The 26,301-nt window shown below is 69.4% G+C and carries 1 protein-coding gene; it reads left to right on the forward strand.

Annotation, left to right across the window (positions count from 1 at the left end; genetic code table 11):
• Positions 1–6 precede the first annotated feature (6 nt).
• Positions 7–26,226 (forward strand): WXG100-like domain-containing protein, encoded by a 26,220-nt coding sequence (locus ACWDV4_RS19705; protein WP_449980849.1) that lies wholly within the window; start codon positions 7–9, stop codon positions 26,224–26,226.
• Positions 26,227–26,301: the final 75 nt, after the last annotated feature.

Below are 26,301 nucleotides of genomic sequence, written 5' to 3' on the forward strand. Positions count from 1 at the left end.
ACCGCGATGAGCATTCCTGGACCCCCCGAGGAACTTCAGTGGATCACCTTTGTGCTGGTGGGGGAGAACTGGCCCAAGGGCGACGAGGACGGGATGCGCGCCCTGGCCGACGCGTGGGAGCGCCTTGGTAGCGACCTCGCGCCGCTGGAGAACCAACTGCGGGCGGTGATCGCCGGGTTGGAGGCGGCCGGGGAGGGGCCGGCCCTGGAGGCGGCCCGGGAGTTCCTGTCCCGCATCGCCGGTGGCACCGAATCGGTGCTGCCGAACCTGCTCAAGGCGATCGAGGAAGTGTCGGCGGGCGCCCGCAAGGTCGCGCTGGAGATCGAGTACGCGAAACTGATGATCATCGGTCTCGCGGCGATGCTCCTGTACATGCTCATGAAGCTGCTGTACCTGGCCATCGTGACCTTCGGGGCGACGACCACGGCGACGGCACCGCTGATCGAGACGTTCCGGCAACTGGCGATCCGCCTGTTGAAGCGGCTGGCGATGAGCGTGCTACAGGGTGCCCTCTTCATGGTGGCGCTCGACGCTGCGGTGCAGACCTTCCAGGTGGTCGTCCTCAAGACCCGCGACATCAAGGACTGGGACCTGCAGAAGACCGGCTTCATGGCCGGCATCGGTGCACTGGGTGGGGCAATCGGCTGGGGTCTGGGCTGGATGCGCCGCCTGCCGTTGGGCAAGAGCTTCATCGGCACCGTGGTCAAGAACTCGCTGGCCGAAGGGCTGCCCGAGTTGATCGCCGACAAGATCGCGGACAGCGGCGGGGATGACATCGGGGCGCGGAGTGGCTTCGTGGGTGGTCTCTCCTCCGGGGCCGTCGAGGGCGCGATCGAACATCCGATGAAGAACCGCAGCCGGCGGCCGATCTTCACCAACAGCACTCTCCAGTTCGCCCTGGGCAAACTCTTCGGTGCCAATATCACGCTCGGTCCGCCGCCGGACATCCTCAAGGACCTGCCGGCCGACCCGAAGCAGGATCCGAAGGCCGACGACAAGACCGACGAGAAGACCGGCAGCAAGCTGGAGGCCGATCCGGCCGACTACGATCCGGTCCCCACCTACACCCAACTGCCCCAGGCGGATGAGTTCGTCCTGGACGACCGGGAGGCACCGCCGCCGTACGTCACCGGTGGTAACCCGGGTACGGCCCAGCCGACACCGGAGAAGACGACCAGCCCGGCGACCAGCCCGGCCGCCGGCTCCGGTGGCGCGGGGAAGCCCACCAGCGCCGCGACCGGCCCGGGCAGCGTTCCGACCGGCACCGGATTCGGTGGTGGCCTGTCGACGGGGACCCTGGACTACACCACGCTGTTCACCGAGACCGCAGGTGAGCAGGCGCGAACCGAATTCTTCGAGCAGCGGCGGGCCGAGGAGATCGGCGGACTGGCGACACTGCTGGACGAGTCGTTGGGTACGGACCTCGACGTGCCGGGAACGACGACGACCATGGAGACCGGTACGGAGCTGCCGGCGGAGCTACGCGACGAGTGGCTCCGGCAGGCGGAGAAGCACTTCGACGACGTGTTCGGCCCGCTGGTCTTCGCCACCGACCCGGTCACCGGTGACTCCATCACCCCCACCTCCCCGGACGAGGTGCGGGCGATGGAGCAGCGGTGGCAGGAGTTCGTCGACGACGTCCACGAGGTCGCGGGGCTGGGTACCGGGGCGTGGGCCGGGTTGCTGTACACCCACGCGTTCACCGGCAGTGAGGTGGAGGCGGTTGCCGACCAGTGGCTGGCAGCGAATCCCACTGTCGTCGTCTCGGCGCTGGACCGGATCGCGCTGCGGGACACCATCGTCGCCCACGTCCGCGACGAGTTGCTCGCCCGGCTGACGGCGGCCCCGGGACCGGTCTCGTTGCGTCGGGTCGTCGAGACGGTCCAGGCGATCAAGCAGAGCGACGGGTTCAAGGCCGAGGTCGAGGCCCGGTTGGCGCAGCTCGCGGCAGCGGTGCCGGCGGCGGTTGATGCATCGGTGTCGATAGCTGTCGAACCGGTCGAGGTCGATCCGGCCCTGGTGGACGTTGCTGCCGATTCGGTCCTGGTGGACGTCGATCCGGTCACCGTCGAGGCCGAGACTTCGGCGACAGTGGAACTGGCGGCGGTGCCGGCCTCGACCGCCACTGCCACTGCGACTGCGACTGCGACTGCGACGGTGACGGTGAAGAAGACGGATCCGCTCGGGTCGTCGGCACCGCAGCAGCAGGTTGTATCAGGGGTGGTGCCGGTCGCGGCTCCCGCCCCGACCCGGCTGGACCAGGGTGACCTGCGGAAACCGGACGCGCTCATTTCCTCGCTCGGCAACCAGGTCACCGAACTCCGTCAGCAACTCACCGACCTTGAGGCCAGAAACGTTGAGGCCCTGCCGGAGACACATCGGGGCCTGGTCCGATCCTGGCTCGCCGCTGCCCGTACGAGTTTGCGTCAGGTGGAACAGGACAGCGGGACCGAGGCGGCGGCAGGCCTGCTGCGCACGGTACGGACACAGCTCACGCTAATCGAGCAGACGATTGCGGAAAATGGGCAGACTTCCGGGGCGGCAGCTACGACCCCGACCCCGGTCTCGTCGCCGTCGCCGTCGCCGTCGTCGTCGGTTGGCGGTGCCAGCGTGGCAATTCCCGCCGGACGGTACGTCCCGGGTTCTGGCGACAGCGCGCACCTGATCACGAACGCGCGAGCGTTGCCGCTGTACCGCACCACCGACGGGGCCGCCTGGTTCACGATCATCGCGCACGGCGTACCGGGAGGCGTCCAGGTCGGCGACCGGGTACTGGACGCACGACAGTTCGCCGCGTGGATACGGGCTCAGCCGGAGGGGGCGTTCGGCCGCCCGATCCTGCTGGTGGCGTGTGGTGCCGCCCGGCCCGGCCCGGACGGCACGTCGTTCGCGCAGCGACTGCGGGACGAGTTGGGGCTGCCGGTCGTGGCGGCGACGGGGGACGTCTGGACCTCGCCGAGCGGGGCCGCCTTCACCGGTACGTTCGCGGTTTCCGCGACCGGCCGGCCGTTCATCACCACCGACGGGCAGGCGGCCTGGCAACTGTTTCCCGGGGAGTCCGACGCGTCGCCGACCACGTTGCACGGCAACCTCGACACGTCGATGCACTGGGCACAGTCGGTCGTCCTGGCCGAAGAGACGACGACCGGCCCGGAGTCGACGACCGGCTCCATCCCGTCGATGTCCACCACGGACAGCCCGCCGAGTTGGGCCAAATGGGCGCGGGAGACGACTCCGCCGGACACCGGACCGACCGCGCGTTATCCGGTGCGGGGTGACGGACTCTGCCTGGCGTACGCGTTGATCATGTCAGCGCCCAACCTGGTGGCCGCGGCGTTGCGGCGTACCTTCCAGGACGGTGTGGCCGACCGGCCGGCGCAACTGGACCAGAGCCTGCGCCAGTTGGACGAGTGGACGCGATCCGGCCTACCACGTGAGTTTCCCGTCGAGGCGCAGACGATAGCCGAGCACGTGGTCGCGCTCGTGCGCACCCGTCTGGGTAACGGCGAGCTGACCGAGGCGCTCCGGCAGGGTGCCTTCCAGATGCGGGCGTACGGGACCGAACTGGCGGCGGTCGGCATCGGCAGTGCCGACCTTGCGATTCCGGTCCGGCCGGAGGAGATGGCGCTGATCGTCGCCGGCGTGGCGAGCTGGCAGGAGTCGTGGTATCAGGTCGAGGGGGAGGCGTTCGGTCCGTTGCTGGCCGGCGCGTTGGACCTGTTCATCCAGGCCAGCCCCATCCCCTCCGCCGACCCGGCACCGGTTTCCTACCATCGTGCCTTCGGCCGGGAAGAGAATCCGAGGGTCTGGGTCTACTACAACGGGACCAACCACTACGACGCGACGACCTGGCAACCGCCCCAGCCCCCTCCCACGTCGCCGGAGACACAGCTCGCCGCTAACCCGACCATCACGAACCCGGATTCGGGGTCCAGCTCGGGAGCGGGGCAGGCCGTCTCAGCCGACGCCCGGCAACGGGACGGCGTCTGGGCCGCCCAGATGCTGCCGGTACTCGAACTGCGGGCGGCGCATGCCGAGCAGCGTCTATCCCGTGACATTCCCGAGTTCCAACAGTTGACCGAGGCGCTCCGCGACTATCGGAGCGCGGTCGCGAAGGCACTCACCGAGGGGCGGCTTCCGGAGCAGTCGGTCGTCGTACGGATGCTCAACGCCCGTCCCGAGCAGGAGCGGGAGTGGCAGGCGTGGTCGGGTAGGCAGGCCGACCAGGCGCTCACCCACGGGACGGATCGCGCCGAGCAGTGGCTCAATCGAGTGTTGTACCGGGAGTCCCCGCTCTGGACCGGTGCGTTGGGGCGTACCCCGGACGCGTTGCGGCCAGAGGACTACCTGCCGTTGGTGCGCGCGGTCTTCGGCCCGACGGTCGCGGCCGTCACCGACCAGCATCTGACGGTGCTGCGGGAGCACGTCAATGACCTGCTCGAAGCCGGCGCGGAGGTGACCCGCGCCGCGTTGGTACGACGCGAGCAGTTCGCCGTGCTCCGCCAGGAACTCGACGGAAACCCGGCAACCCAGCCCAGCTCGGACAGCGTGGCTGCCGACCAGCCGACCGTCAGCGGGGCGGAGGGCACACCTCTACAGCTGCTGAACGGGGACACCACAGCTTTCTCCCCGGACCGGCAGCTGGAGATCCGTGGCCTGCTCCGGGAGTTGCCGACGGGGATGATGTTCGCCCCGACCGCGGCCAATGTGGCGGTGCTCGGCCACGCCATCGAGTTGGCCTACCGCCGGTACGCGAAGCAGAACGATGGCCGCACGTTCGATCGGCCAGTGCGGTGGAGTGACCTGGACCGGCTGCTCGGGGACGGCACACCGCTCACCTGGCAGCGGCTGAGGACCGTGGCGACCGAGGCACAGGCCCGGCAGCGGTGGCGGGACCGTAACCGGGTGGTGGCCTGGGCCGGCCGGCAGGTCCGTACGCATGTCGTGCGGATCCCGGGAGTGCAGGGTTCCAAGCACTTCCGGTCGGTGCTGGAGCGGCAACGCCGTCACGGCCTCAAGCGGATGGGGCAACCCGATTCGCCGGCCGCGCGCCGAGCGGAGGCGGATCTGCTGTGGCGGAGGGCGTACCCCGGTGCGACGCCGGAGACCACCGGCGCATCGGCGCCCTCAGGGTCGGCGCCAGCGTCGGCCCCGGCGGCACCGCCGACCCTCGCGGACTTCGAACGGCTGGTCCAGGTCCGGCGCAAGTTCTTCACCGGTCGGGGTGACCGTCGGTTCACCGACCTGTCCGACTACCGGCCGATGGCGCTCGAACTGCTCGGTAGTAGCCGCACGGTGGGCGCCGCTGAGCTGATCGAGATGGCGCAACTGGTCCGGGACGCCGAGGCGGAGCTGGCGAAGAGCCGGAACAAGCCGCGCAGCCTGACCGACCGGCGCAGCCTGCGTGAGGTGCTCGCGGCGTCGGTCGTCAGGCAGTGGCACGAGGGCAATCCCTCGAACCGTCCCACGCCACCGGGGATGGCACCCAACGTCGATCACAGCCGGTTGGTCAGTGCGTTCCATGCCATCGGCGAGTTGCCGTTCGTGCCGGAGTTGACCAACTGGCTCAACGGGATCATCCCCGAAGCAGACCACCCGATCGGCGCAACCGAGGTACGGCAGAAGCTCGTCTCCCTCTTCGGGCAGGGCCTCGACGACGGTCTCAGCATTCCGGTCGAGGTCGGCGGTAAGCGGTACGACATTCGCCTGTGGCCGGTGCCGACGGCCCCGCCCAAGGTCGCCGCGGGCAGCTTGTTGGGTGCCAAGGAGGAGGGGAGCACCCGGCGTCCGGCCAAGCTGGAAAACCGGGTGTACCGGTACCGCGATCTGGCGATTTCCCAGACTTCGACGAGTGGATTCAGCTGGGACCTGGGCCTGGCCTACCGGGCGGAACTCGGGGTGCCGGAGACGATCAGCTCGACGCGGCTGGACGCTACCGTCTCGTACGGCCAGTCGGCCGCGACGGACCGGCGTCGCCTCGATGCGACCGCAATCGCCGACTACCAGCAGTTGCGGATCAAGGAGCCGGTCGGCGACGTGCTGTTGCCGGTCACCTGGGTGGCCCGGGTGGAGGACCGGCAGACCCTCCGGTGGCAGGAGTTCTTCTTCGAGAATCCGGCCGGTGGCCTGCGGCGGGACACGGTCACGTACGCGGTGGCGCAGTTCCAGTTGCCGTACTCGGCGGCGGAGGCGCAGCAGCAGCCGGGCACCGACCCGGACTACCTGCGGGAGATCCCGGTAACCAGCGCGGAGCAGTTCCCGGTGTGGCGGATGGACTTCGCCGCATCCCGGGTGCAGCTGGCCGACCAGGTGTTGGCCGGGCTTCGGTCCAAGCTCTCCCCGGCGGACTACGCCTTCTGGAAACCGGTGGTCGAGGCGTACCTGACCAACGACCAGCTGACGATGGGGCTGAAGAACATCCTGCGGCCCGGCAGCGAGCAGAACTACCAGCAGGTGTTTCGGCAGACGCTGGAGCGGGACGGGAAGTTCCTCAGCTTCAGCCTGACCAGCGGTGCTCAGGAACAGCCGATCAACAAGATCATGAAAATCAGCGAGGTGAGCCGGAGCGGGGAGACCCGCTTCGACTGGGTCATCGCCGTCGTCCGCAAGATCTTGCGTAACGTCAACCAGGCAGACGGCAAGCGAATCACCGGTAGCGCCGGGTTGCGGGCCCTGAAGCGGGTGCTCAGGCTCGGTGGCACCGGGCGGTACACCTGGCGCCGGGCACTGCAGGAGATTCGGCACCACCGCGCCTGGTTGACCCGGGCCCGCCGGGTCGGTGGGACGCTCCAGTTTGTCCTGGCCGACTTCACAGTCCAGTTGGACGTCGACCATCGGGGCGGTGACGGGCAGGTCGACCGCGAGCCGGTGGAGCTGACCGGCTACGCCCATCTGATGATGCACTCGGCCGATCTGCGCGCGCTGGCGAGCCCCAACGAGCGGAACGCGACGCCGCTGCAGTGGTCCGAGCCGACCGTGCCGGCGCACCAGAAGGCCGACGCCGCCGAGGACGCACAGTTGGCCAAGGATGCCGCGCCGGACGACACGAAGACCTGGTGGAAACTCGACGGCTTCGGGATCACCATGGACTTCGTCGAGCGCCTCGACGGGGTGCCGCAGCTGTACGACAGCATCGTCCCGGCCCTGGTCGACGCGGGCTACCTGCCAACGACGGCAGTGGTGGACGGCATGACGCCGTGGGAGCACCTGAACACCCTCTCCCGGACCGGAGCGGACACCAACCTGCCCGGTCAGGCGTACACCAACTGGCGCATGCTCCTGAGCCAGCTCTCCGAGGACGCGTTGCGGACCCTCTCCGATGACGTCCTGGGGGCCGAGGCAGAGCAGCCTGGCGTGACCCTGACCTTTCCGCACCCGGACCACCCCGAGGTGCAGGAGCAGCGCCTCACTGTCGGGCTGTGGGCTGAGATCGCTGGCGACAGCACGCACCAGGGCGTGACCAAATACCAGATCCAGTACGGCCACACCAGCGTCGACACCATGACGACCAAGCAGGTCTCCGGTAGTTCCCGGGACCTCTCCGGGTATGCGGCCGTGGACCTGTTGCCGGTCGACGCCAACGTTCTCGGTCAGTACGGTCGGCAGGGCACCGCATCGTCGACCGACAAGCTCGGCCGGACCCAGTCGACCGCGCTGACCTCCGACACCGACGGTCAGAAGATGCCCAGCTCCCGCTACCACCTGCCGATCCGCTGGCACTGGTTCGCCGAGCGTGGTGACGACACCCGGTTGGCCGGTGACGTGGTGCCGGGGACGGTGACCCTGCTCCAGCCGGACGCGCTGCACGGCACGAAGGAGGAAGCCCCGCTACCGCCGCTCAAACCGCTGGTCGTGGCGTCCTCGGTACTCGAACGGATGGCGGCGGCCATCTACACGACGATGGGCACCAGGGGTGTGGGGGAGCTGCAGAAGCGGGTCATCCAGCAGGCCATCCCAGGTCTGTCGAAGGAGGCCGTCTGGCAGGGGCTGAGCACCGTCGCCTACAAGAGCGCGCTGATGCGTGGCCTGTCCGGGGCCGCGATGATTCCCCTCGGCGAGCAGCGGGTCGCGCTGGTCACCCAACCGGTCGGCCGACCCCAGATCGTCAAGGTCTGGTTCCCGTACACGCAGCAGATCGTCGAGAGTCAGGTCGGCCACGAGCAGGGCAGCGACAAGCTACGGCAACGGGGTTGGCAGGGGCAGTTCGGCGGCCGGTCCGACCACATCAGCGGCGATGTCTCGATCACCAGGAATCGGGGTGAGGGGGAAGGCGTCTCCTCGCTCTCCACCGTCGGCAGCTACCGGGCCATCTACCAGGACACCAAGATGGTGATCGTCCGCACGGCGGTCATCAACTGGATTGCCACGGCGGACGGCCGCATGATCTCCAGCCCGGGCGAGATCCTGCTCAACGTGCTGTTGAGCGATGTGGTCGCCAACCGGCACGAGTTCGACAACAACCGCCTGCTCGACGCGCACATCACCGCTCCCGTACCGGCCGCACCGCCCGCACCGGCGTTGACTCGTGACCTGTCGACGGAACTCGACCCACCGGTCGCCCTCCAGGACGGCAACTCCTGGTCCGCCGTGTGGCCGCTCCTGTTCAACGGCGGCAACACCCGCTTCGGCTTCGGTGCCCTACTGGCCGAGCTGGAAAGGGTGGCGAAAGAAGTCGGCGGACCGGAGCTGGTCCTACAGGTCATGTCGCTGCCGAGTGGACTGGGCGCGTACATGGCGCGGTTGTTCGACGGTGGCGCGTCGTGGACGTACTCGGTGGGCACACGGCGCTTCGAGCTGGTACTGACCGCCGAACTGGTCGGCCCGGCACGGGACAGCCGCCCCGGTGCCACCGGCGGAAAGCTCTACGAGCGGGGCAACAAAGCCCGGGACGCCAGCCGCCGTAACGTCTCGTCACTCGGTGTAGCCGCAAACCTGCTGGGCGTTGGTGGACCGGCCGCGATCAGCGCCGCGTTTTCCGCGACCACGCGCACCGACCAGTCGGACAGCCGGGGGTCGCTTCTGCTGTTCATGGAGGGATTACGCGCCAACAAGCTCACCGACTTCACCCAGGCCATCCGCTATCGCGGTGTCCTCCGCGAGATCAGGAGCGAGTCCCTGGTCAAGACCCTGCTGGGGCATGCGGGACCAGCACTCCGGCGATTCGACGTGACCTCCGAACACGTGGTCAGCGTGCCGACTGAGGGAACCGTGCCACGAGGTACTCCGGCTCTCGCCTTCGGCTTCCAGCTCGCCAACGGTGCATTGCCGGACACGTACCGCATCCTCGGGGTCCGGGGTCTTCAGGACATCTACGCCGCGCTCGCCGACACCCCGCTGGTTCGACACCACGACCCGGCCACCGTCACGCCCCTGTCGGAGCAGGGGGCACGCGGCACGGTCCAGCCGCTGACGTTCGAGAGCATGCGCAACATCCTGCCGCTGATGCTCACCGGCGGTGCCCCGCTCCGCTGGGTGGTCACCGCCGACGGCGCGCTCCAGGCCCGGAACGGGTACCTCACGGTGCGGGCGCGCTTCGGTGAACTGCGGCAGATCTACTTCATGGAAAAGGCCGAACTGGAGAACTACGACCACGGCACCGACTCGGCCATCCACAACCGCAATCGCAATGTCCAGATGGGCGTGAGTGGTTCGCTCACTCTCGGGTTCGAGGTGGCACCGCAGAACAAGGTCGGGCCGAGGTTCGCCGCCAGCAAGGAGAGCGGCAAGACCATCGGCATCGACCAGACCAACTGGATCGAACATCGGGCCTGGCTGCGGAACGACACCTCGGTCTACTTCGTCTACAGCACGCTGGAATACGAGATTGAGGCCGCCGGTCAGACGGTGGTGCGCACCACCGGTGGTGTCGAACTGGTCGTCGACCAGGTGGGGGCCCTCCAACTGGGTATCGCCCTCGACGTCCTCACGTCCGTCGTGCCAGCCAAGCAGCGCACCAAGGAGTTCGGTACCGACCGGCTGGCCCCGGTCCAGCCGTTGGCCAGGACAACCCCGATCGCACTGCTCCCGCCCATCGCCGAAGAGGTCGACGCACAGTACGAGGCGGTGCTCGCCGCGCTCGACCAGGCACCGGACCAGGTCATCCCACCCTCGACCGTGAATCCCGTCGAGTCGACGGCGGACACGGTGGACGATTTCCGCAACGCCTTCCTGGGTACCCCGCAGAACGTCAACCCGAACCACACCGAACCGAGTCCCCAGCAGTTGCCCACCCCGGTCACCGCCGCGACGGTGTCTCGCACCGGTGGTGTGCTCTGGCTCGGCAACGGGGATTCGGCTGCCGTCGTGGCGGAGCGGGCGGCTGCGGCGGTAGCGCCCCGGGCAGCGAACCTGCTGACGGTGGTGACGCACTTCGACGAGACGAGCCAGCGTCTCCAGGTGGGCGAGCGACGCCTGACCGCGCTGGAGTTCGCCGACTACCTACGGACGGAGCATGGCTGGCCACCACAGGGTGGGCCGGACGTGTTGCTGGTGGCCTGCGGGGCGGGACGCCCACCACGCGGGCCGGACGGAAGGCCCAGCGGTACGTCGTTCGCCGAGCAGTTACGTACCGCCCTCGGAGTCGGCGTGCTCGCGGCGCAGACGCAGGTGACGACCCTGGCCACCGGTGCGGTGGTGGCCGGGGGCGTCGCCGTCACACCGAACGCGTCGGGCGGACTCCGGATGCTGCCCGCACCGGCCGGTCCAGCCGCCGGCTGGACGTGGTATCCGGCCGGTCAGACATCGTCAGTGGTCGATCTATCTGCCTCGCTCACCCAGGTGTTGCACCGCCTGAGCCAGGGCGAGGTCACCTCGTCCGAGTCGGAAGGGCTGGCCCTACAGCCGGTGGAGTGGGCGGACCGCTCTGCGGACCCGCCGGCCAACGATGTCGGCGCGGTTGTGCTCGCCTCGGCCGGGGCTAGCACCATGCTGGCTGCTCCGCCCGACGACGCATACACAACGGACCTGACGGCCGCGGTGCAACGCCTGTCGCCGGCCCTGGGCATGCGACTCGACGCCGACCAGCTGGTGGCGCTGTGGCGGTACGTGCGGGACCGAAACCTGACCACCCGTCTCACCGAGGCCGGCATCAGCACCCCGGGGCCGGACCGGAACCTGTGGACCCGCCTGGTCCAGCCCACCCTGGCCGTGTGGGAGGCACTGCCCTGGGTCGGCGACCGGAACGGGGTCAGCTACGCCTATCTGCGGTTGCCGCCGGGACGTCCCATCGTTGCGTCACTCCTCGAGATGCTGAACAATCGCGCCCTCGGACCGACCCCGACCGGGCCGCGCCGCCCCGTACCCGACGGCACCGTGGAGGTCGAGTTCAGCAACGCCCTCGTCAGGTCGGTCAGCGGCATCTCGGGGGTCGAGGCGGGGGAACCTGCGGGCCTGACGATGCCGGCCCATCAGGAATGGGAACTCAGGATCGGACGGCCGGGGGAGGGTGTCGCCTTTGCCCTGCGACCCCCCATGGTCGACGCGTCGCAGCAGCAGGTCGACGCCACGGGCATGGTCGTCCACTGGGAAGCGCCGCACCCGGGCGTGGAGCGGCTTCGCCGGGCGTGGGATCCGGGGCAGAACCCTGACCTGTACCCGGTCTTCCTCTACAACGCGCCCGAGGATGTCCTGCTGGACTACCGGAACGGTGCCGCACGGGACCGGGCGACGACGCTGGCCGCGTATCTGCGGGTGAATCGCGCGGTCTGGCAGGGCCGGATTCCGGTCCTCATCGCCGACGCCCTGTCCACCCGGGGAAACCCGTTCGCCCAGCGGGTCGCCGAACTGCTCCAACATCGGGTGGTGGCCGCCACCGGGGCGGTTATGGTGATCGGCGGCCGGATCGTTGCTGGGCGACTCGGAATCTTCGAAGCTCCGGACGAGACGCTCTCGATGCGGCTTGTGGCCGGGAACCGGTCCGGCTGGGCGAACTTCTGGCCCAATCCGCACCTGGCTCCGTCAGCGGCCTTCGGCCCGGTCCTCGGCGGATCGGCCAGCGTCAGCCTCCCGGAAACCGGTGAACTCCGCCAGTGGTTGCCAACCCTGGACCAGCCGCAGGCACTACCCCGCGACGAGGCACCCGACCTGGCGGATGACGACGTGCTCAGTGACGACGCCGAGCTGCTGTTCGAAAGCAGCGTCCTGGTACCGGGCGGGCGGCTCATCTACGGGAATCCACCTCGCGCGGAGGACCTTGCCCTGGTGTTGGAACGGGTCCGCAGCGACGGCGTGCCGGGGATGTACGAGGTCGACCTGCACGCCAAGCCGACCGGGATCGCGGTCGGCAGCGAACTCTTCAGCGCGGAGGTGCTGGCCGAGGCGCTCGCCGTGGACCCGTACTGGATCGCGGACGAATCCGGCAACCGTCCCGAACTGCTGCTGACCTTCTGCAACTCGTACGCCCAGCGTCCCGACGGGGTGCCGTTCCTCCCGGTGGCCCAACTGGTCGCCGACGCACTGGTGCGGCAACTCGGTCAGCCGGTGACGGTGCTGGCCGCCGGTGGCACGGTGGTCACCTCCGAACCCGAGGGCGTACGGCTGGTCGAGGTCTACGTACCTCGTCCCGACGGCTCGGTGGCGGTGCCGAGTGACAGCCATCCGGCCGCGCGGTTCTTCCGGGTGTTCGGGCGTAGAGACGGCGAGCCTCTGGCGGCACCGGTGCCGATGGAGCGCTGGTACCCGGTGGGGACCACTCCGGTGAACACACCCTCGGACGACACGTCGCCGATCTATCCGGTGCCCGTGGACCTGCCCTTTCCGGTGGTCGGTGACTGGCACATGGAGCCCGCCGACCTGATGGCGACAGAGCTGGTCGGACCCGGTGGCCAGTACGCGGCGGACGTACGGGCGGTCGAGGCGCTCGGCCTGCCTGACGCGGTCCACCACGAGCACCGGACCCCAGCGCTGTGGCGCTATCTGCGGGCGTACGACCACATCGCATCGCTCACCTCGATGCTCGACGAGAACGCTGTGGCCCGGACCGGGCTCGCGGCGTTCGAGGCCGGTCTGTGGCGGGGCCTGGTGCGTACGGCGGTGGCGGCGGTGAGTGCCTGGCCGGCCACCCCGCCCCGACCGGCCGACTCGGGCGGGTGGGGGTATGTCAGTGTTCCGGTGTCGTCGGCCGTCGACCCGCGGCAGGCGGTGGTCGACTGGCTGGCCAACGCGGTGGTGGGGCCGGTGCGTACCAGGGGTGTGGCGTCCCCCGCCCCGAATACCGTTCTGGTGGCGATCGGTCCGGAGTTGGTCCGGGACGTGTCGGTGCTGGCCGGGCCAGCGGCGGGTTCCGTGGGGTTGGCGAATCTGTTCGGTGCGGACGTGTTCGTGCGACCGGTGGCCGATCGGGGCGATGGGCTGGGACCACGGATCGAGGTGGTGCCGGACGTGCGGTCTCGGGCCGCGTCGGGTGGGCATGTGTTGTGGTTGGGGAGCCGGGGTCCGCAGGATGTGGTGGCGGAGCGGGCGGCGGTGGCGGTGGCGCCCCGGGCGGCGAACCTGCTGACCGTGGTGAGCCACTTCGACGAGGCTGGTCAGCGGATCCAGGTGGGGGACCGGTTCCTGACGGCGACGGAGTTCGCCGACCAGCTGCGTACGAACTATGGCTGGCCGCCCTCGGGCGGTCCGGACGTGTTGCTGGTCGCCTGTGGAGCGGGCCGGTCGGTGCCGCCACTGGGGTCGTTCGCCGAGCGGCTGCGGGCCGAACTGGGGGTCGGGGTGCTCGCGCCCGGCGGGCCGGCGTACACGTTGCCCAACGGTCGGGTGGTGGCGGCCGGTATCGAGGTCGTTTCCGCCCCCGGGGGCGGCGTGCAACTGCGTCCGGTTGCGGCGCAACAGCCGGGGGCAGGCTGGCGGTGGTATCCACGAGACCAGTCCGTCCCAGCCCAGGAACTGGGCCCTGATCTGTTGGCCAGCCTGCGGGAACTGCGCCGTACCGCTGTCTCGATGCCCACGCCGGCTCGGCCGTTGCAGTCGGTCAGCTGGAGCGCACCGAGCGTCCCGCTGCTGGCTTCGTCTTCCGCCCTGAGCGCCGACACCGCGAGCCTGGCGAGTGACCCGGATCTGATCGCGGCCCGGGCGGCGGCACCGGACCTGTCGGTGAGCGACGCGGATCTGCTGGCGTTGTGGCGGTACGTGCGGGACTGGGACTTGACACCCGAAATCGACCCGGATGACATAAAAAATGAGGGACCTTCCCGGATCCTGTGGGAGACGTTGGTAGAGCCGGTCTGGGCCGCGTTGGCTGAGCTTCCAGAGATGGACGACCCGGATGGCTACAGCTACGCCTATCTGGAGCCCGTGCCGAATCGGTCAGCGGAGGACTCGCTGCTGTACCGGTTCAATCGAAGCGAATACGGGCCGATCCTGACCAGTGCGCGGCGTACCGGTCCGCTGACCGACGTCATCGAGGTTCAGGTCAGCAATGAGCTCATCCTCTCGGGAGCTGGTCTGGGGCAGGTCGCGTGGGGAACGCCGGTTGGCTTTGCCGCTCTTGCCTACCAGCCATGGCAGCTACTCGGAAACGACACGGACGGCTTCGTCGTGAAGCTCCTTCACGCCTCACCGAGAATCTCGCGGGATGAACTTGGTCTGACCTGGGCGGTCAATGGCATCGATTCACCGAGTGTGGCGGCATTGAAGACGGCATGGCGCGCGGCACCATCCGATCAGTACTATCCGGTTTTCATTCACAACGTGCCGACGTTTGTCAGCCGAGCGGATGGCTCGGGCTCCGTGGACGTGGCCGGGGAGATCGCGGCGTACCTCAGGGTCAACCAGGACGTGTGGGCTGGAAAGACGATCCTCTTTCTTGCCGACGCCATGCACCGCGACAGCAACCCGCTTGCGCAACGACTGAGCAACCGACTCGCCCGCAAGGTGGCGGCACCGATCGGATCGGTTGGTGTTGTCCAGGGACGGATCGTCGCGGGGCGGGCAGGCGTATATGGCACCGCTGATGGATTGAAGCTGCTGCCCGCCCTGGAGCGAAAGAAGGGTTGGCGGCTACTTCGTCCGTTCTCCGGCACCAGCCGGCTGGCTGCCAGGAGGAACTTCGGCCCTTCTCTCCGCATCGATTCCCCTGTGCATCTTTCGGCTGCAGAGCCTGTGCAGTGGTTGCCGACCTTCGACGCCGTCGCTACCGCTGATCTGGGCCTGAACCTGCCCCCGGAGCTGGATGGAGACACCAGAGAACTCTTTGCGTCCAGTGTCGTGGCACCTGGTGCCCGTATTGTTCTGGGCAACCCGCCGGCCCCACGTGACCTGCTGCTGCTTATGGGGACGGTGCGTGCCCACCCCATACCGGGTGTGTACACCATAGTCATGCACGGCGGGCCGTGGGGCACGGGCATTACCGAAGGTAGGGATTTCGGCGCGGCCGCGGTGGCCGACATGGTCCTGAACGATCCGTACTGGCAGGGGCAGCGCCCAGAGTTGTTGCTGACGGCCTGCAACCCGTACTCCCAGGTTGCCGGCGAGGTGCCGTTCCTGCCGGTGGCCCAGCGGGTTGCGGACGCTCTGGCGCAGCGCCTCGACCAGGAGGTTGCCCTGCTGGCAGCCGGTGGATTGGTGCTGCACAACAACCTGACCGACCAGTGGTTCGTTGCGGTGAACCAGCCGGTGAAGCGTGGCGCGCCCGCGCTGGTATCCGATCCGGACCACCCGGCCGCTCGGTTCTACCGCGTGTACGGACGCCGCGTGGGTGAGCCGTTGCGGCAGCCGGAGGCGGCGCAGGAGCGTTTCCCGGACAACGCTCCGCGATTGTCAGAAGAGCTGCCCGCGCCGGCCGGCGCGTTTCTTAGGGTGCCCAGCGCGTTGAACTTCCCGGTTGCCACTGGCTGGCGGTTACGGGAGAGCGACCTGATGGCGGCGGAGTTGGTCGGGCCTGGCGGTCAGTACGAGGAGGACGTCGTCGTCGCCCGCCGAGACCTGCCGGCGGGCTGGCAGCCTCTGTCAGAGCAGGGGCTGCGGGCGGTGTACCGATATCTGGACCAGTACGTCGACATTGACTCGCGCACGTCGATGCTCGACGAGACCACCGGCCAGGGCAGGACGGGCCTCGCGGCATACGAGGCCAGTCTGTGGCGGGGCCTGGTTCGCGCGGCGGTGGCGACGGTCGACGCGATGCCAGGGCAGCGGCATCAGCCTGCTGACTCGGGTAGGTGGGGCTATCTGACGTTGCCGGCGGGGGCGGGGAGGACGGACGTACGTCAGTTGGTACGCGAGTGGGTGGCTGAGCCGGGGCCCGGACCGGTGCGCACCTGGGGCACGGCGACGCCGGCGCCGGGTGAGGTGCTGGTCGCGGTCAGTCCGGAGCTGGTCCGGGACGTGTCGGTGTTGGCCGGGCAGTCGCCCGGTTCGGTGGGGTTGGCGAATCTGTTCGGTGCGGACGTGTTCGTGCGGCCGGTGGCCGATCCGGGGGACGGGTTGGGGCCACGGGTCGAGGTGGTGCCGGACGTCCGGTCCCGGGCTGCGTCGGGCGGGTACGTGTTGTGGTTGGGGAGCCGGGGGCCACAGGAGTTCGCGGCGGAGCGGGCGGCGGTGGAGGCCGCTCCCGGGGCGGCGAATCTGCTGACGGTGATGAGCCACTTCGATGAAGCGGGTCAGCGGATCCAGGTGGGGAAGCGTTATCTGACCGCCCGCGAGTTCGCCGAACACCTGCGTACGAACTACGGCTGGCCGCCGGTGGCTGGCCCGAACGTGTTGCTGATCTCCTGTACGGCAGGTCGGTCCCCGAGATCCTGGCTGGGCGTTCGCTCGGGGCAGTCGTTCGCCCGGCAGCTACGTGCGGAACTCGGGGTCGGTGTCCTGGCCCCTCGGGCCTCGGCGTTCACCCGGGCCGACGGTGAGGTGGTGGCGGACGACATCGGCTTGCGCCGGGCTGAGGGCCGGCTGGTGTTCACCCTGGGACGTCTTGGCCCGGCCGTTGGCTGGAAGTGGTACCCGCCGAACCCGGCCGTACCGGCACAGACCATGGGACCGCACCTGACGAAGGTTCTGCCGCAGATCCGGGGCGGTATCGTCCAGGTACCCACGCCAGGTGGGCCGCTGGAACCGGTGCACTGGGGCAGGTCGGCGCACCTGGCGGCGGCGGTGTTCAACCGGAGGGTGCCTGCCACCGGCCGGTCCCTGCTCTCGCCGCCCGTTCCCACCCGGATTGCGAACACGGCGGGGCTGGCCGAAGCGTCGACGAGCACCACCGTGCCCCTGACCGACCCGGTCTGGGCGGGAGTGATCGAGGCCAACGCCGAGAACGCGGCGAAGGTACGCGCTGCCGTCATGGCGGTGCCGCAGTTGCTGAACAACCCCGCCGACCTGCTGGAGTTGACCGACTGGTCGGCGCGGCTGGTGGAGGAGGCAACCAGCGTCCTACGCCACTTCGGCCTGTCGGTGACCAGCGCCGCCGAACTCCTGGCCGACCTGTCCACGGCACCGCAGACGTTCCTGCACACCGCGCAGGCGTACGAGGTCGAGTCGAGTTCCGGCTCGGTGCTGAGCGGATCGCGGATGCGTACGGTGTGGGTGCAGTTGCTGCCCCGCCCCGCGTCCGACGACCGGGTCCACCACGAGCCGGGGCACCGACTCAGCCACTTCCAGCGGGCGGTGCAGGGTGCCTCGGTCGGTCGGGTCGACCAGCAGGCCGGATCGGCGATGCTGGTCGCGCCGATGGAACTCGCCGGGGTCCCGGTGTCGGTCGGTGCCGGTGCGCAGTTGGCACGCCCGGCGTACGGTGCGACCAGCTCGACCAGTGTCACCGACAACTACATGCTCTTCGGCGAGAACGACTCGTTTCTGGTCGAGTCCACGGTGGTGGTCCGGATCGTGGTGGGGGAGGCGGGGGCGAACGTCCCGCCGACCGACCCGGACGCGGCGATCAACCGGCTGGCCGGTAAGCACTTCTTCCGGCTGACCGCAGGGCTCGGTCTGCTGACCCCGACAGAGAACCAGCCGGTGCACCAACTCGACCAGGCGGCGGTGGCGCTACTGCAGCCCGGTCTCTACCCGGTCCAGGTCGTCGACGACGGTGGTCTCGCCGGACGTCTGCTCCACCTGTTGGCGGGGCAGTCCGTGGCGGATCCGGGCAGCACCGGTCGGAAGCAGATCCGCCGGAACTTTGCCGGCCCGGATCTGTCCGGCCAGCTCAAGAGCGACCAGCCGCCCCAACTGGTGATGTCCAAGCGGTGGTTCGGCCTGCCCCGCTACGCCACCGGCGTCCAAGCCCGGATGCGGTTGGTGGCGGTGCAGCAGTTGGGCGAGGTGGGCGAGGAGTCCTGGCTACGCTTCCAACCGACCGCGTCCTACGAGGCGGGTATCGAGGCGGTGAGCAGCACCGGTAGCCGGTTCGCGGCGTACAGCGGGGCGAATCTCGGTCTGCTCAAGCTGCTCGTGGGGCCCCGGGTCAAGCTGGCCGCCTCGTCGAGCAGCTCTGCCGTGCTGGCTACGACCAGTCGGCCCACCCAGGAGCTGAACCGGGTGGCGACCGGCCTGTATCGGACCACCTACGAGGTGGAGCTACGTCAGGCGGCGTACCGGTCGCGGATCCTGACCCGTCGGGGACCGCAGGTCAACGCACCCGTGACGGTGCGGATCGTCGTCGTCGAACGGGCTGCGCTCGACCTGGTGGCGGCGGCCACCGCACACCTGGCGCAGGCAACCGCACACCTGGCGCAGGCAACCGCACACCTGGCGCCGGAACGTCCGCTGCCCGCACCCACCTCGTTGGTCGCCGAGCCGGCCACGACACCGAGTCCGCTGGTCACATCGGCTGTCGGGGCGGCCACCACATCGGCGGTCGAACCGGTCATCACATCGGCTGTCGAACCAGCCACGCCGACGGTTGCCGTTTCCCAACGGAGTCGGTCCGCCGACCAGCTGCTGATCGATCGTCTCGCGCAGTTGACCGACAGTTCCGGAGGAAACCGGATCCTGCCGCGCTACATGTGGCAGGACGGCCGGCTGCGTCCGGGGCAGACCACGGCGTACGGCGTGTACCTGTTGGCCGCGACCCTCGCCGAGCGGATCCAACAGATTCTGGCGCTGCCCGAGAACCGGGACACCAGCCGATTCCTACCGACCTGGAACGACGCTCGGGTCGGGTACACGCAGAAGAGGATCATGCGGAACGTGGTCCAGGCGCTGGAGAACGCGGGAAGCCTCTCCACCCAGGCCGGGCCGACCCGGCTCGCCGCCGACCTGCTCACGCTCACCTCGGACACCCTGGTGATCCACCTGCCGTACCTGGGGGCGGCGAGTCGCCGCAGTCTGGTCGTTCTGCTGACGGCGGAGCGGGTCGACCGACATCGAGGTCCCACCTACCTGGGGTCGTACCGGGGGTCGAGTTCACCGACGGACCCGCAGCGGCTGCGGCGCACCCCGTTGCGCAACCTCCGGGTCATCGCCAAGACGCACCAGCGCAGGGCGACCAGGATCAGAGGGTACGAACTACGGGCCGAGGCGCTGCTGGGCGGCAACGTGTCCGCCGTCGGCCGGCTGCGCTACACCCGACGTCGTGGCGCGTCCGCCACCAACATGGCGAACGAGACGTACCTCGACGCCGGGGACAAGCAGACCGCCGTCTTCGCCGACCAGCTCCGGTTCACGATGGAGCTGTACGCCCTCAAGGAACCCACCGACTGGCCACGGAGCTTCGGCAGCCGAATGCTGGACGAGGTGCCGCAGCCGGTACGACTGGCCACCACCCGGCAGTTGGCGGCCAACGACCAGGTCGTCGCGCTGGACACGTTCGAACAGGGGCTGGCCTTCTCGGTGTCGCACGACCGGACCTTCCAGGCCGGGCAGGCGGCGGCCGAGGCACTGTCCCTGGACGAGTTGACCACGAGCGTCGTCGAGCTGGACGCGAACCTCGTCGAAGACCTGAGCCTGGCCGCACCGCAGACCGGCGAGGTGACCCACTGGGACCACGTCTTCTACGTCGATGGGGCGGCGGCGCTTCGCGGTGCCATCGGCTCGGCACTACGTCAGGCGCGGGACGCGATGGTCGCGGACGACCCGTGGCGTCGGTTCGCCAAGCTGCCGGTCGGCCGGGGAACGGCCCTCGGCGTCGAGGTACTCGGCTCCTTCGGGCACCTGCAACTGCTCCAGCAGGTCAATGCCGATCGGCTGGCCGCGATGCTGCCCTCGATGTCCCGCCAGGCGGTGCTCTTGGCCAACCTCGGTGAGGTGCTCGGGGACAGCGCGGTCAAGGCGGCGGTGTATGTCCGGGCCGTGGTAACGAACGCGACGCCCGGCCCGGAGGGGATGGTGCGGCACGACATCGAGCACGGCACCTCGGGATCACAGGGGCTGATCAACTCGCGGAGTCGGGCCTTCCATGCCGATCTCTCGGCCGGGGGTCGGATCTCCGTCCCCACCGCCTCGACCACGCTGAAGGGACAGCTGGCCGGACGGCTGGGCGTCGAACGTGAGCACGGGAGGCAGTCGGCCACCAGCGGCGAGATCGAGCGCAACGAGACCTTCAGCGGCGAACGGGGCATCCAACTGACGGTCAATGCCACGGTCAGGTTCGTGGTGCACGTGGTCCTGACCGAGCAGCAGACCTTCCGCGCCGACCGGACGTACCGGGCCTCCCGGATGGTCGACGGTGCCAGGCTGTACGGCCTGATGACCTCGGACCTGGCCCGGCGCATGGGCGTACTCCGTCCGCCCATGGCGGCACCGAGCAGTCTGCCGATGCTGGCCCTGCCGCAGATGTTCCACACCGCTCCGCGCACCCCGATGACCCTCCCGACGTCACTGGCGGCGCCGCCGGCCAACCTCGGCACCGGTCGACCACTGAACCCGCCGGCGTTGGGCAGCGCGGTGCTGCGGTGGCTGCGGGAGTTGCGACTGCCGGCGCTGGTCGGTTCGGACACGCCACTGCTGGGGACGAACCTGACGAGCCTGGTCAACACCGACACGGTGTTGGGGCACACCACCGTCGAGTACCTCGCGTCGCACTGGGGCGAACTGGTCGACGGTGGATCGTCGTTCCTGCTCGAATACCCCGGCGTGGTCGGTCGGGAGTCGGTCCAGGTCGTTATGCAGGTCCTCGCGGTCGATGCGCACGGCAGGCCGACCGGCCCCCGGCTGGATCGGCTGCTGCCGGCACCGAAGACGCTGGAGATGAACGTCGCGGGGGTGGCGACGACAACCCAGTCCAGCAGCGGGACCCATCGGGCGGATCTGGCCGGGACCGCTCAACTGCTCGGCCAGGCCGGCACCGGCGGGGGCGGCGGCGAGGTCACCGACCGGACCGGCCACGTCAGCACAGTCTCCGCCACCAACACCGTCAGCGACCGGACCTACCTGGTCGTCGACGCCGGCGGAGCATGGGCCCGGATAGCGCAGACCGTCACCTTCCAGATCACCGCCTACCACCAGGGGAAGGTGCTCGGCGCACCGCTGACGCGTACGCACGAGGTGGTCCTGGACCGGGTGGCCAATCACCTCAGCACCCCGGGTGGAGCAGGGCACCCCGCCCCGCCCCCGGGATCGTTCGAAAAGCGGTCCGTCCGGACCGACACCGAGCTGCGGCGCTGGCAGGCCGCCGCAGCCGTGCCGGTGCCGGTCAAGTACCAGCCGTCGGACTTCCGGGGAGCGGCGCTCGTCCAGGCGGCGATCGTGCGGACCCTGCACGACCTGGGGGAGGACGGACTGGCCCGGCTGGGCGCGCCGCTCACCCACCAGCTCATGACGGCGTTCAGCCAGACCGCGATGTGGGGCAGCACCATGATGCGGCTGGCCAGGCCGTACAGCGTCGATCTGGTCGAGCCGACAGCGACCGGCAGCCGGGTCACGGTCACCCTGTACAGCCGGGTGGCCAGAGCCCGGCTCTCCGTTGTCTCGCCGCCGCAACTGCGCGACGTACGGGCCGGGCGGGTCATCGGCAGCACGGTGACCGCCAATGTGGCCCGGATCGGGGTGCCGATCGGGACCCTCAGCGGTGCCTACCAGCCCGACGACACCGGCCCGACGGGCGGGCAGGTGGGCGGCAGTTGGGGTGCGATCAAGGACATCGACCCGAACGCCACCTCGGCGGGCGGCGCGCTCACCGGCTATGGCGACACCCGGGAGGGTGTGAGCGGCAGCGCCGGGCAGAACATCACCACCGATGTCGGCCTGGTGAACAAGCTCCAGCCCAGCGCTCAGGTCGAGTGGACCGAGGAGATCGTCGTCGCCGTCGAGGTCCACCACGCCGTCGGGTCGAACACCGCGCAGTCGGTGCTGCTCGTCCCGGACTCCACCCCGGTCTGGATGGACCTTCGCGACGCCGCCCAGCACCTGGGCTTCGCCGGTGATCCGACCGCGATGACGCTGCTCGCCAGGGCGAACGCGCAGGCCATGACCGTGACCACCCGGTTCCAGGAGTGGCAGGCCGTCGACCTGGAACTCGAACAACAGCGGATCACCGGCGAGTTCGACGCAGGTGCGGTGACCCCGCTGGACTGGGACGAGTTGCGCCGGACCGAGCATGCCGACCTCGCCCAGCGGTGGCTCACGGCACAGGACACCTGGTACACGGCGAAGCTCGCCCTCGACGCGACCGTACGGGAACTGGTGGAGTTGACCGGGGATTCGGCCGCGACCTCGACCACTGCGACGTTGGCGGCTACCGGCGGTACGACGTTGTGGCTCGGGACATCCTCGACCGACGGGGCGGCAGGGTCCTTGGACGGGGCGGCAGCGGCCCAGGCGGTCCCCGCCGCCGGGATGCTCACGGTCGTGACCGAGTTCGACCCGGTCCAGCAGCGTATCCGGGTGGGCGACCGGCAGTTGGCGGCCAGGGACTTCGCTACCTACCTACGCGCCGAGCATGGCTGGCCGGAGCGTGGTGGACCCGACATCGTGCTGGTCGCGAGCGTTGCCGGCCGCTCGCCACGGTCGATGCTCGGTCGATCCGGCCGCTCGTTCGCCCGCCAGTTGCAGGAGGAACTCGGAGTGGGGGTGCTGGCGGCCCGGGGCACCGTGCTCACCACCGGCACGGGGACGGTCAGCGGAGGACCCGAACTCCACCAGCGCCCGGGCCACCGGAGCATGCTGCGGGTAGCCGGGCTGGGCTCGACAACGGGGCTCGGCTGGAAGTGGTATCCCGCATCCGGCGGTGCCTCCCGGGCGCTGACCGGGGATCTGGCCCGGGCTCTCGGGGAGTTGACCGTCGTGCGGTCCACCGGTACGTCGGGCGCGGCTGACGTACGGAGCCAGGCGGCGTCCGCTGCGGGGCACGTGCTTCTGCTCAGCGATCCGATTTCGCCGCTCGCCGAAGCGGAACGGGCCGCAGCGGCGATCGCACCGCGAACGGCGAACACCCTGACCGTGGTGACGCACTTCGACGCGGCGACCCAGCTGATCCAGGTGGAGGGTCGGCGGATGACGGCGGTCGAGTTCGCCGACCATCTGCGTACGACCCATGGCTGGGGGCCGGGCAGTCCGGACATCCTGCTGGTCGCCTGTGAGGCGGGACGGGTACCGCGCGACGGCATACGGTCCTTCGCGGAGCAGTTGCGTGACCGGTTGGGCGTCGGCGTCCTGGCCACCGCAGGGGTGGTGTACACCACGACCAGCGGTCAGGTGGTCGCCACCGACGTCACCGGGGCGACCGAGCCGGACGGCCGGCTGCGGCTCGGTGCCGACCGGCGCGTGCCCTGGACCTGGTACCCAGCGGACCGCACCGCCGCCGACCGGATCCTCGACGGCGAGCTGGTGGAGGTGATGCGGTCACTGGAGATGGGGGTGTCCGTTCCGAAGTTGGCCGTCGAGCTGGCGCAGCCGGTCCGCTGGACCACGATCGTGGCGGAGCCGTCGTCGGATCACACTGTCGATGGCGGATACCAGGACCTGACCGCAGTGATCGATCAGGTGCCGCTGGACCTGGTGATGCAGCTCGGTACCGCGGAGTTGCTGGCGTTGTGGCAGGTCACGGAGGCGTGGCCAAGCATCCTGGAGCGGATCGAGGCAGGTACGGGACAGCCTGGCCAGATGCCGGATCTGCGTACGCAGGCGGAGCGCCTGAGGCAGCAGGATCCGGGCCGGTGGCGGCAGGTGGAGACGGCGGTGGCGGCGATCGGGAAGCTGCCGCCGATGCCGGCCGGGGTCAGCTATGCCTATCTGCCCGAGGGGCCGTATCCGAACGAGGACGATCCGCTGCCGTCGATCATGTACTGGTTGAACAACCCGATGGGTCTGCCGGTGTTGGCGGGGGCGAGGCAGGAGGACGTACCGGAGAACACGGTCGAGGTGGAGATCGACAATGCGCTGTTGCGGGCCGCACCCGGATTCGGACACGGTCACGTGTTCGGGCCGGTAGCCCTGGCAAACCTGGCCCGGCCGACCCAGGCCTGGGAGCTGACGACGGAGGCGAGCGACACCTTCGCCACCTGTCGCGTGGTACCGGCGGACATCGACAACTGGAGCTACGGCTTCGATGACGTCAGGAAGACAGCCCACCTCGGCCGGGGAGGTTCCGATCAGGGGCACATCCAGCGGCTGATGTCGCATTACCCGCAGCCTCTGGCCGGGCTGTACCCCGTCTTCGTCGGCAGGTCCCTCCAGGAGGACCACGGGGAGATAGCCGCGGTGCTGCGGCTGCATCGGCAGCGGTGGGACGGGCTGACGCCGCTGCTCGTCATGGACTCGCCGGCGTACGGGGCGAACCCGGCGGCGAAACGGATAGCCGATCTCCTCCAGGCCCCGATCGTGGCGGCGACCGGGCAGTTGACGTTGACCCCGGACGGGATCGCCGCCGGCCGGCTCGGCGTCTACGCGAATCCTGGCGGACACCTGCTGTTGAAGGTCACGGCCGAGGCCGGTACCGGGTGGGCGGGCTTCCGACCCGGGCCGGATCAGGGTCTGGTCGACTCCTTCGGGCCGCTGCTCATGGGTGGTCCGGGCCACCAGCAGAGCGATCTTGTGCCGGCGGAGCAGTTCGTGCAGGAGCTACCGACGGTCGAGAACGAGGTCGTGCTGACGGTTCGACCTCCGGATGGTCTCAGTGCGGCGGCGGTCAGGCTGTTCAACCACAGCTTCCCGGTGCCGGATGGGCGGGTCTTCGCCGGCAACCCGGCCGATCCGGTGGTGCGCCTGTATCTCCACGCTTTCCGGCTTCCGCTCGGGGAGGACATGTACCTCATCGCCGTACATGGGACCGTGTCCGGCGTCGAGGTCCATGACGACGGCTTCTCGCCGGCAGACCTGGCGGAGGTCATCGCGCGGGATCCCTACTACTCGCCGGGCCGAACGATCCTGTTCAGCTCGTGCAACCCGTACGCCCAGACCGAGGGGGCTGCTCCGTTCCTGCCCGTGGCGCAGCTCCTCGCCGACGAGCTGTCGCATCGGACCGGAGTGCGGACGACCGTCGTGGCGGCCGGCGGCACCGTCTACATCGATCACTACCGGGTGATGACGGTCGCGGCGTACCGCCCGGAGAGTACGGGGGAGAGCCGTTCCCATTCGGCGGCCGGGTTCTTCGCCGTGACCGGCCGACTGCCGGGTGATCCGACCGATCTGTGGGTCGAGCCGAAGCCGTTGTCCAGGCAGTTTCCGCAGAACACCCCGTCCAGCTATCTCACCCTGAACACCTCGCTGGAGGAGAGCTGGCTGACGCCGGGTCAACTGGACTTCCCGGTCGGGGCGGGCTGGCGTGTCGCACCCGCGGACCGGCTGGCGGTGCGGATGATGACGCCACCGGGGCAGTACCACGCGGACCTGCGTGCCGCCCTGAGCACCGGGCCGTTGGGGGTGTTCGTCGACAACGACATGGCTTTGGCGGTGTGGCGCTACCTGCGGCTCGCCCAGGGAGCAGGGATCTCGACCGCGATCGTTGGCTCGTCGTCGACTCGGGAGGCGGCGGTGTCGACTCGGGAGGCATACGAAGCAAGCCTGAACCGGTCGTTGGTGCGGATGGCGGTCGCGGCGGTGGGGCAGCTGCCGAGGCGGGTGCCGCAGGACTGGGGTTACGTCCGGTTGGAGCTGGTGGCGGGACGGTCCGTACGAGAGCAGATCGGGCAGTGGTGGACCAGCCTGTCGGGTCCGGTGATCACGCAGAGCCAGCCTGACGACGATGGGTTCTGGCTGGCGATCAGTAGCAGCCTGATCAAGGACGTGACACCGCTGGCGCCACCTGGTCTGCGTGGGTCGGTGGGATTGGCCAACCTGTACGGATCAACGGCGGTCCTGCAACCGATGGACGCCGGAGGCATTCCGGCCTTCGCTGTGGTCGACGCCGCGCAGCCGCCGGGATGAGCAGGTCGAGCCGGCCGACGGTCGACCACCTGAACAGCCAGGATCAGCGGCCGGTTCGACAGTTCCGCCTGAACG

The organism is Micromonospora sp. NPDC003197, from assembly GCF_053590565.1.

Coding starts and splice junctions, on each gene's coding strand:
- ACWDV4_RS19705 (WP_449980849.1), top strand. CDS start 7: ATGAGCATTCCTGGACCCCCCGAGGAACTTCAGTGGATCACCTTTGTG.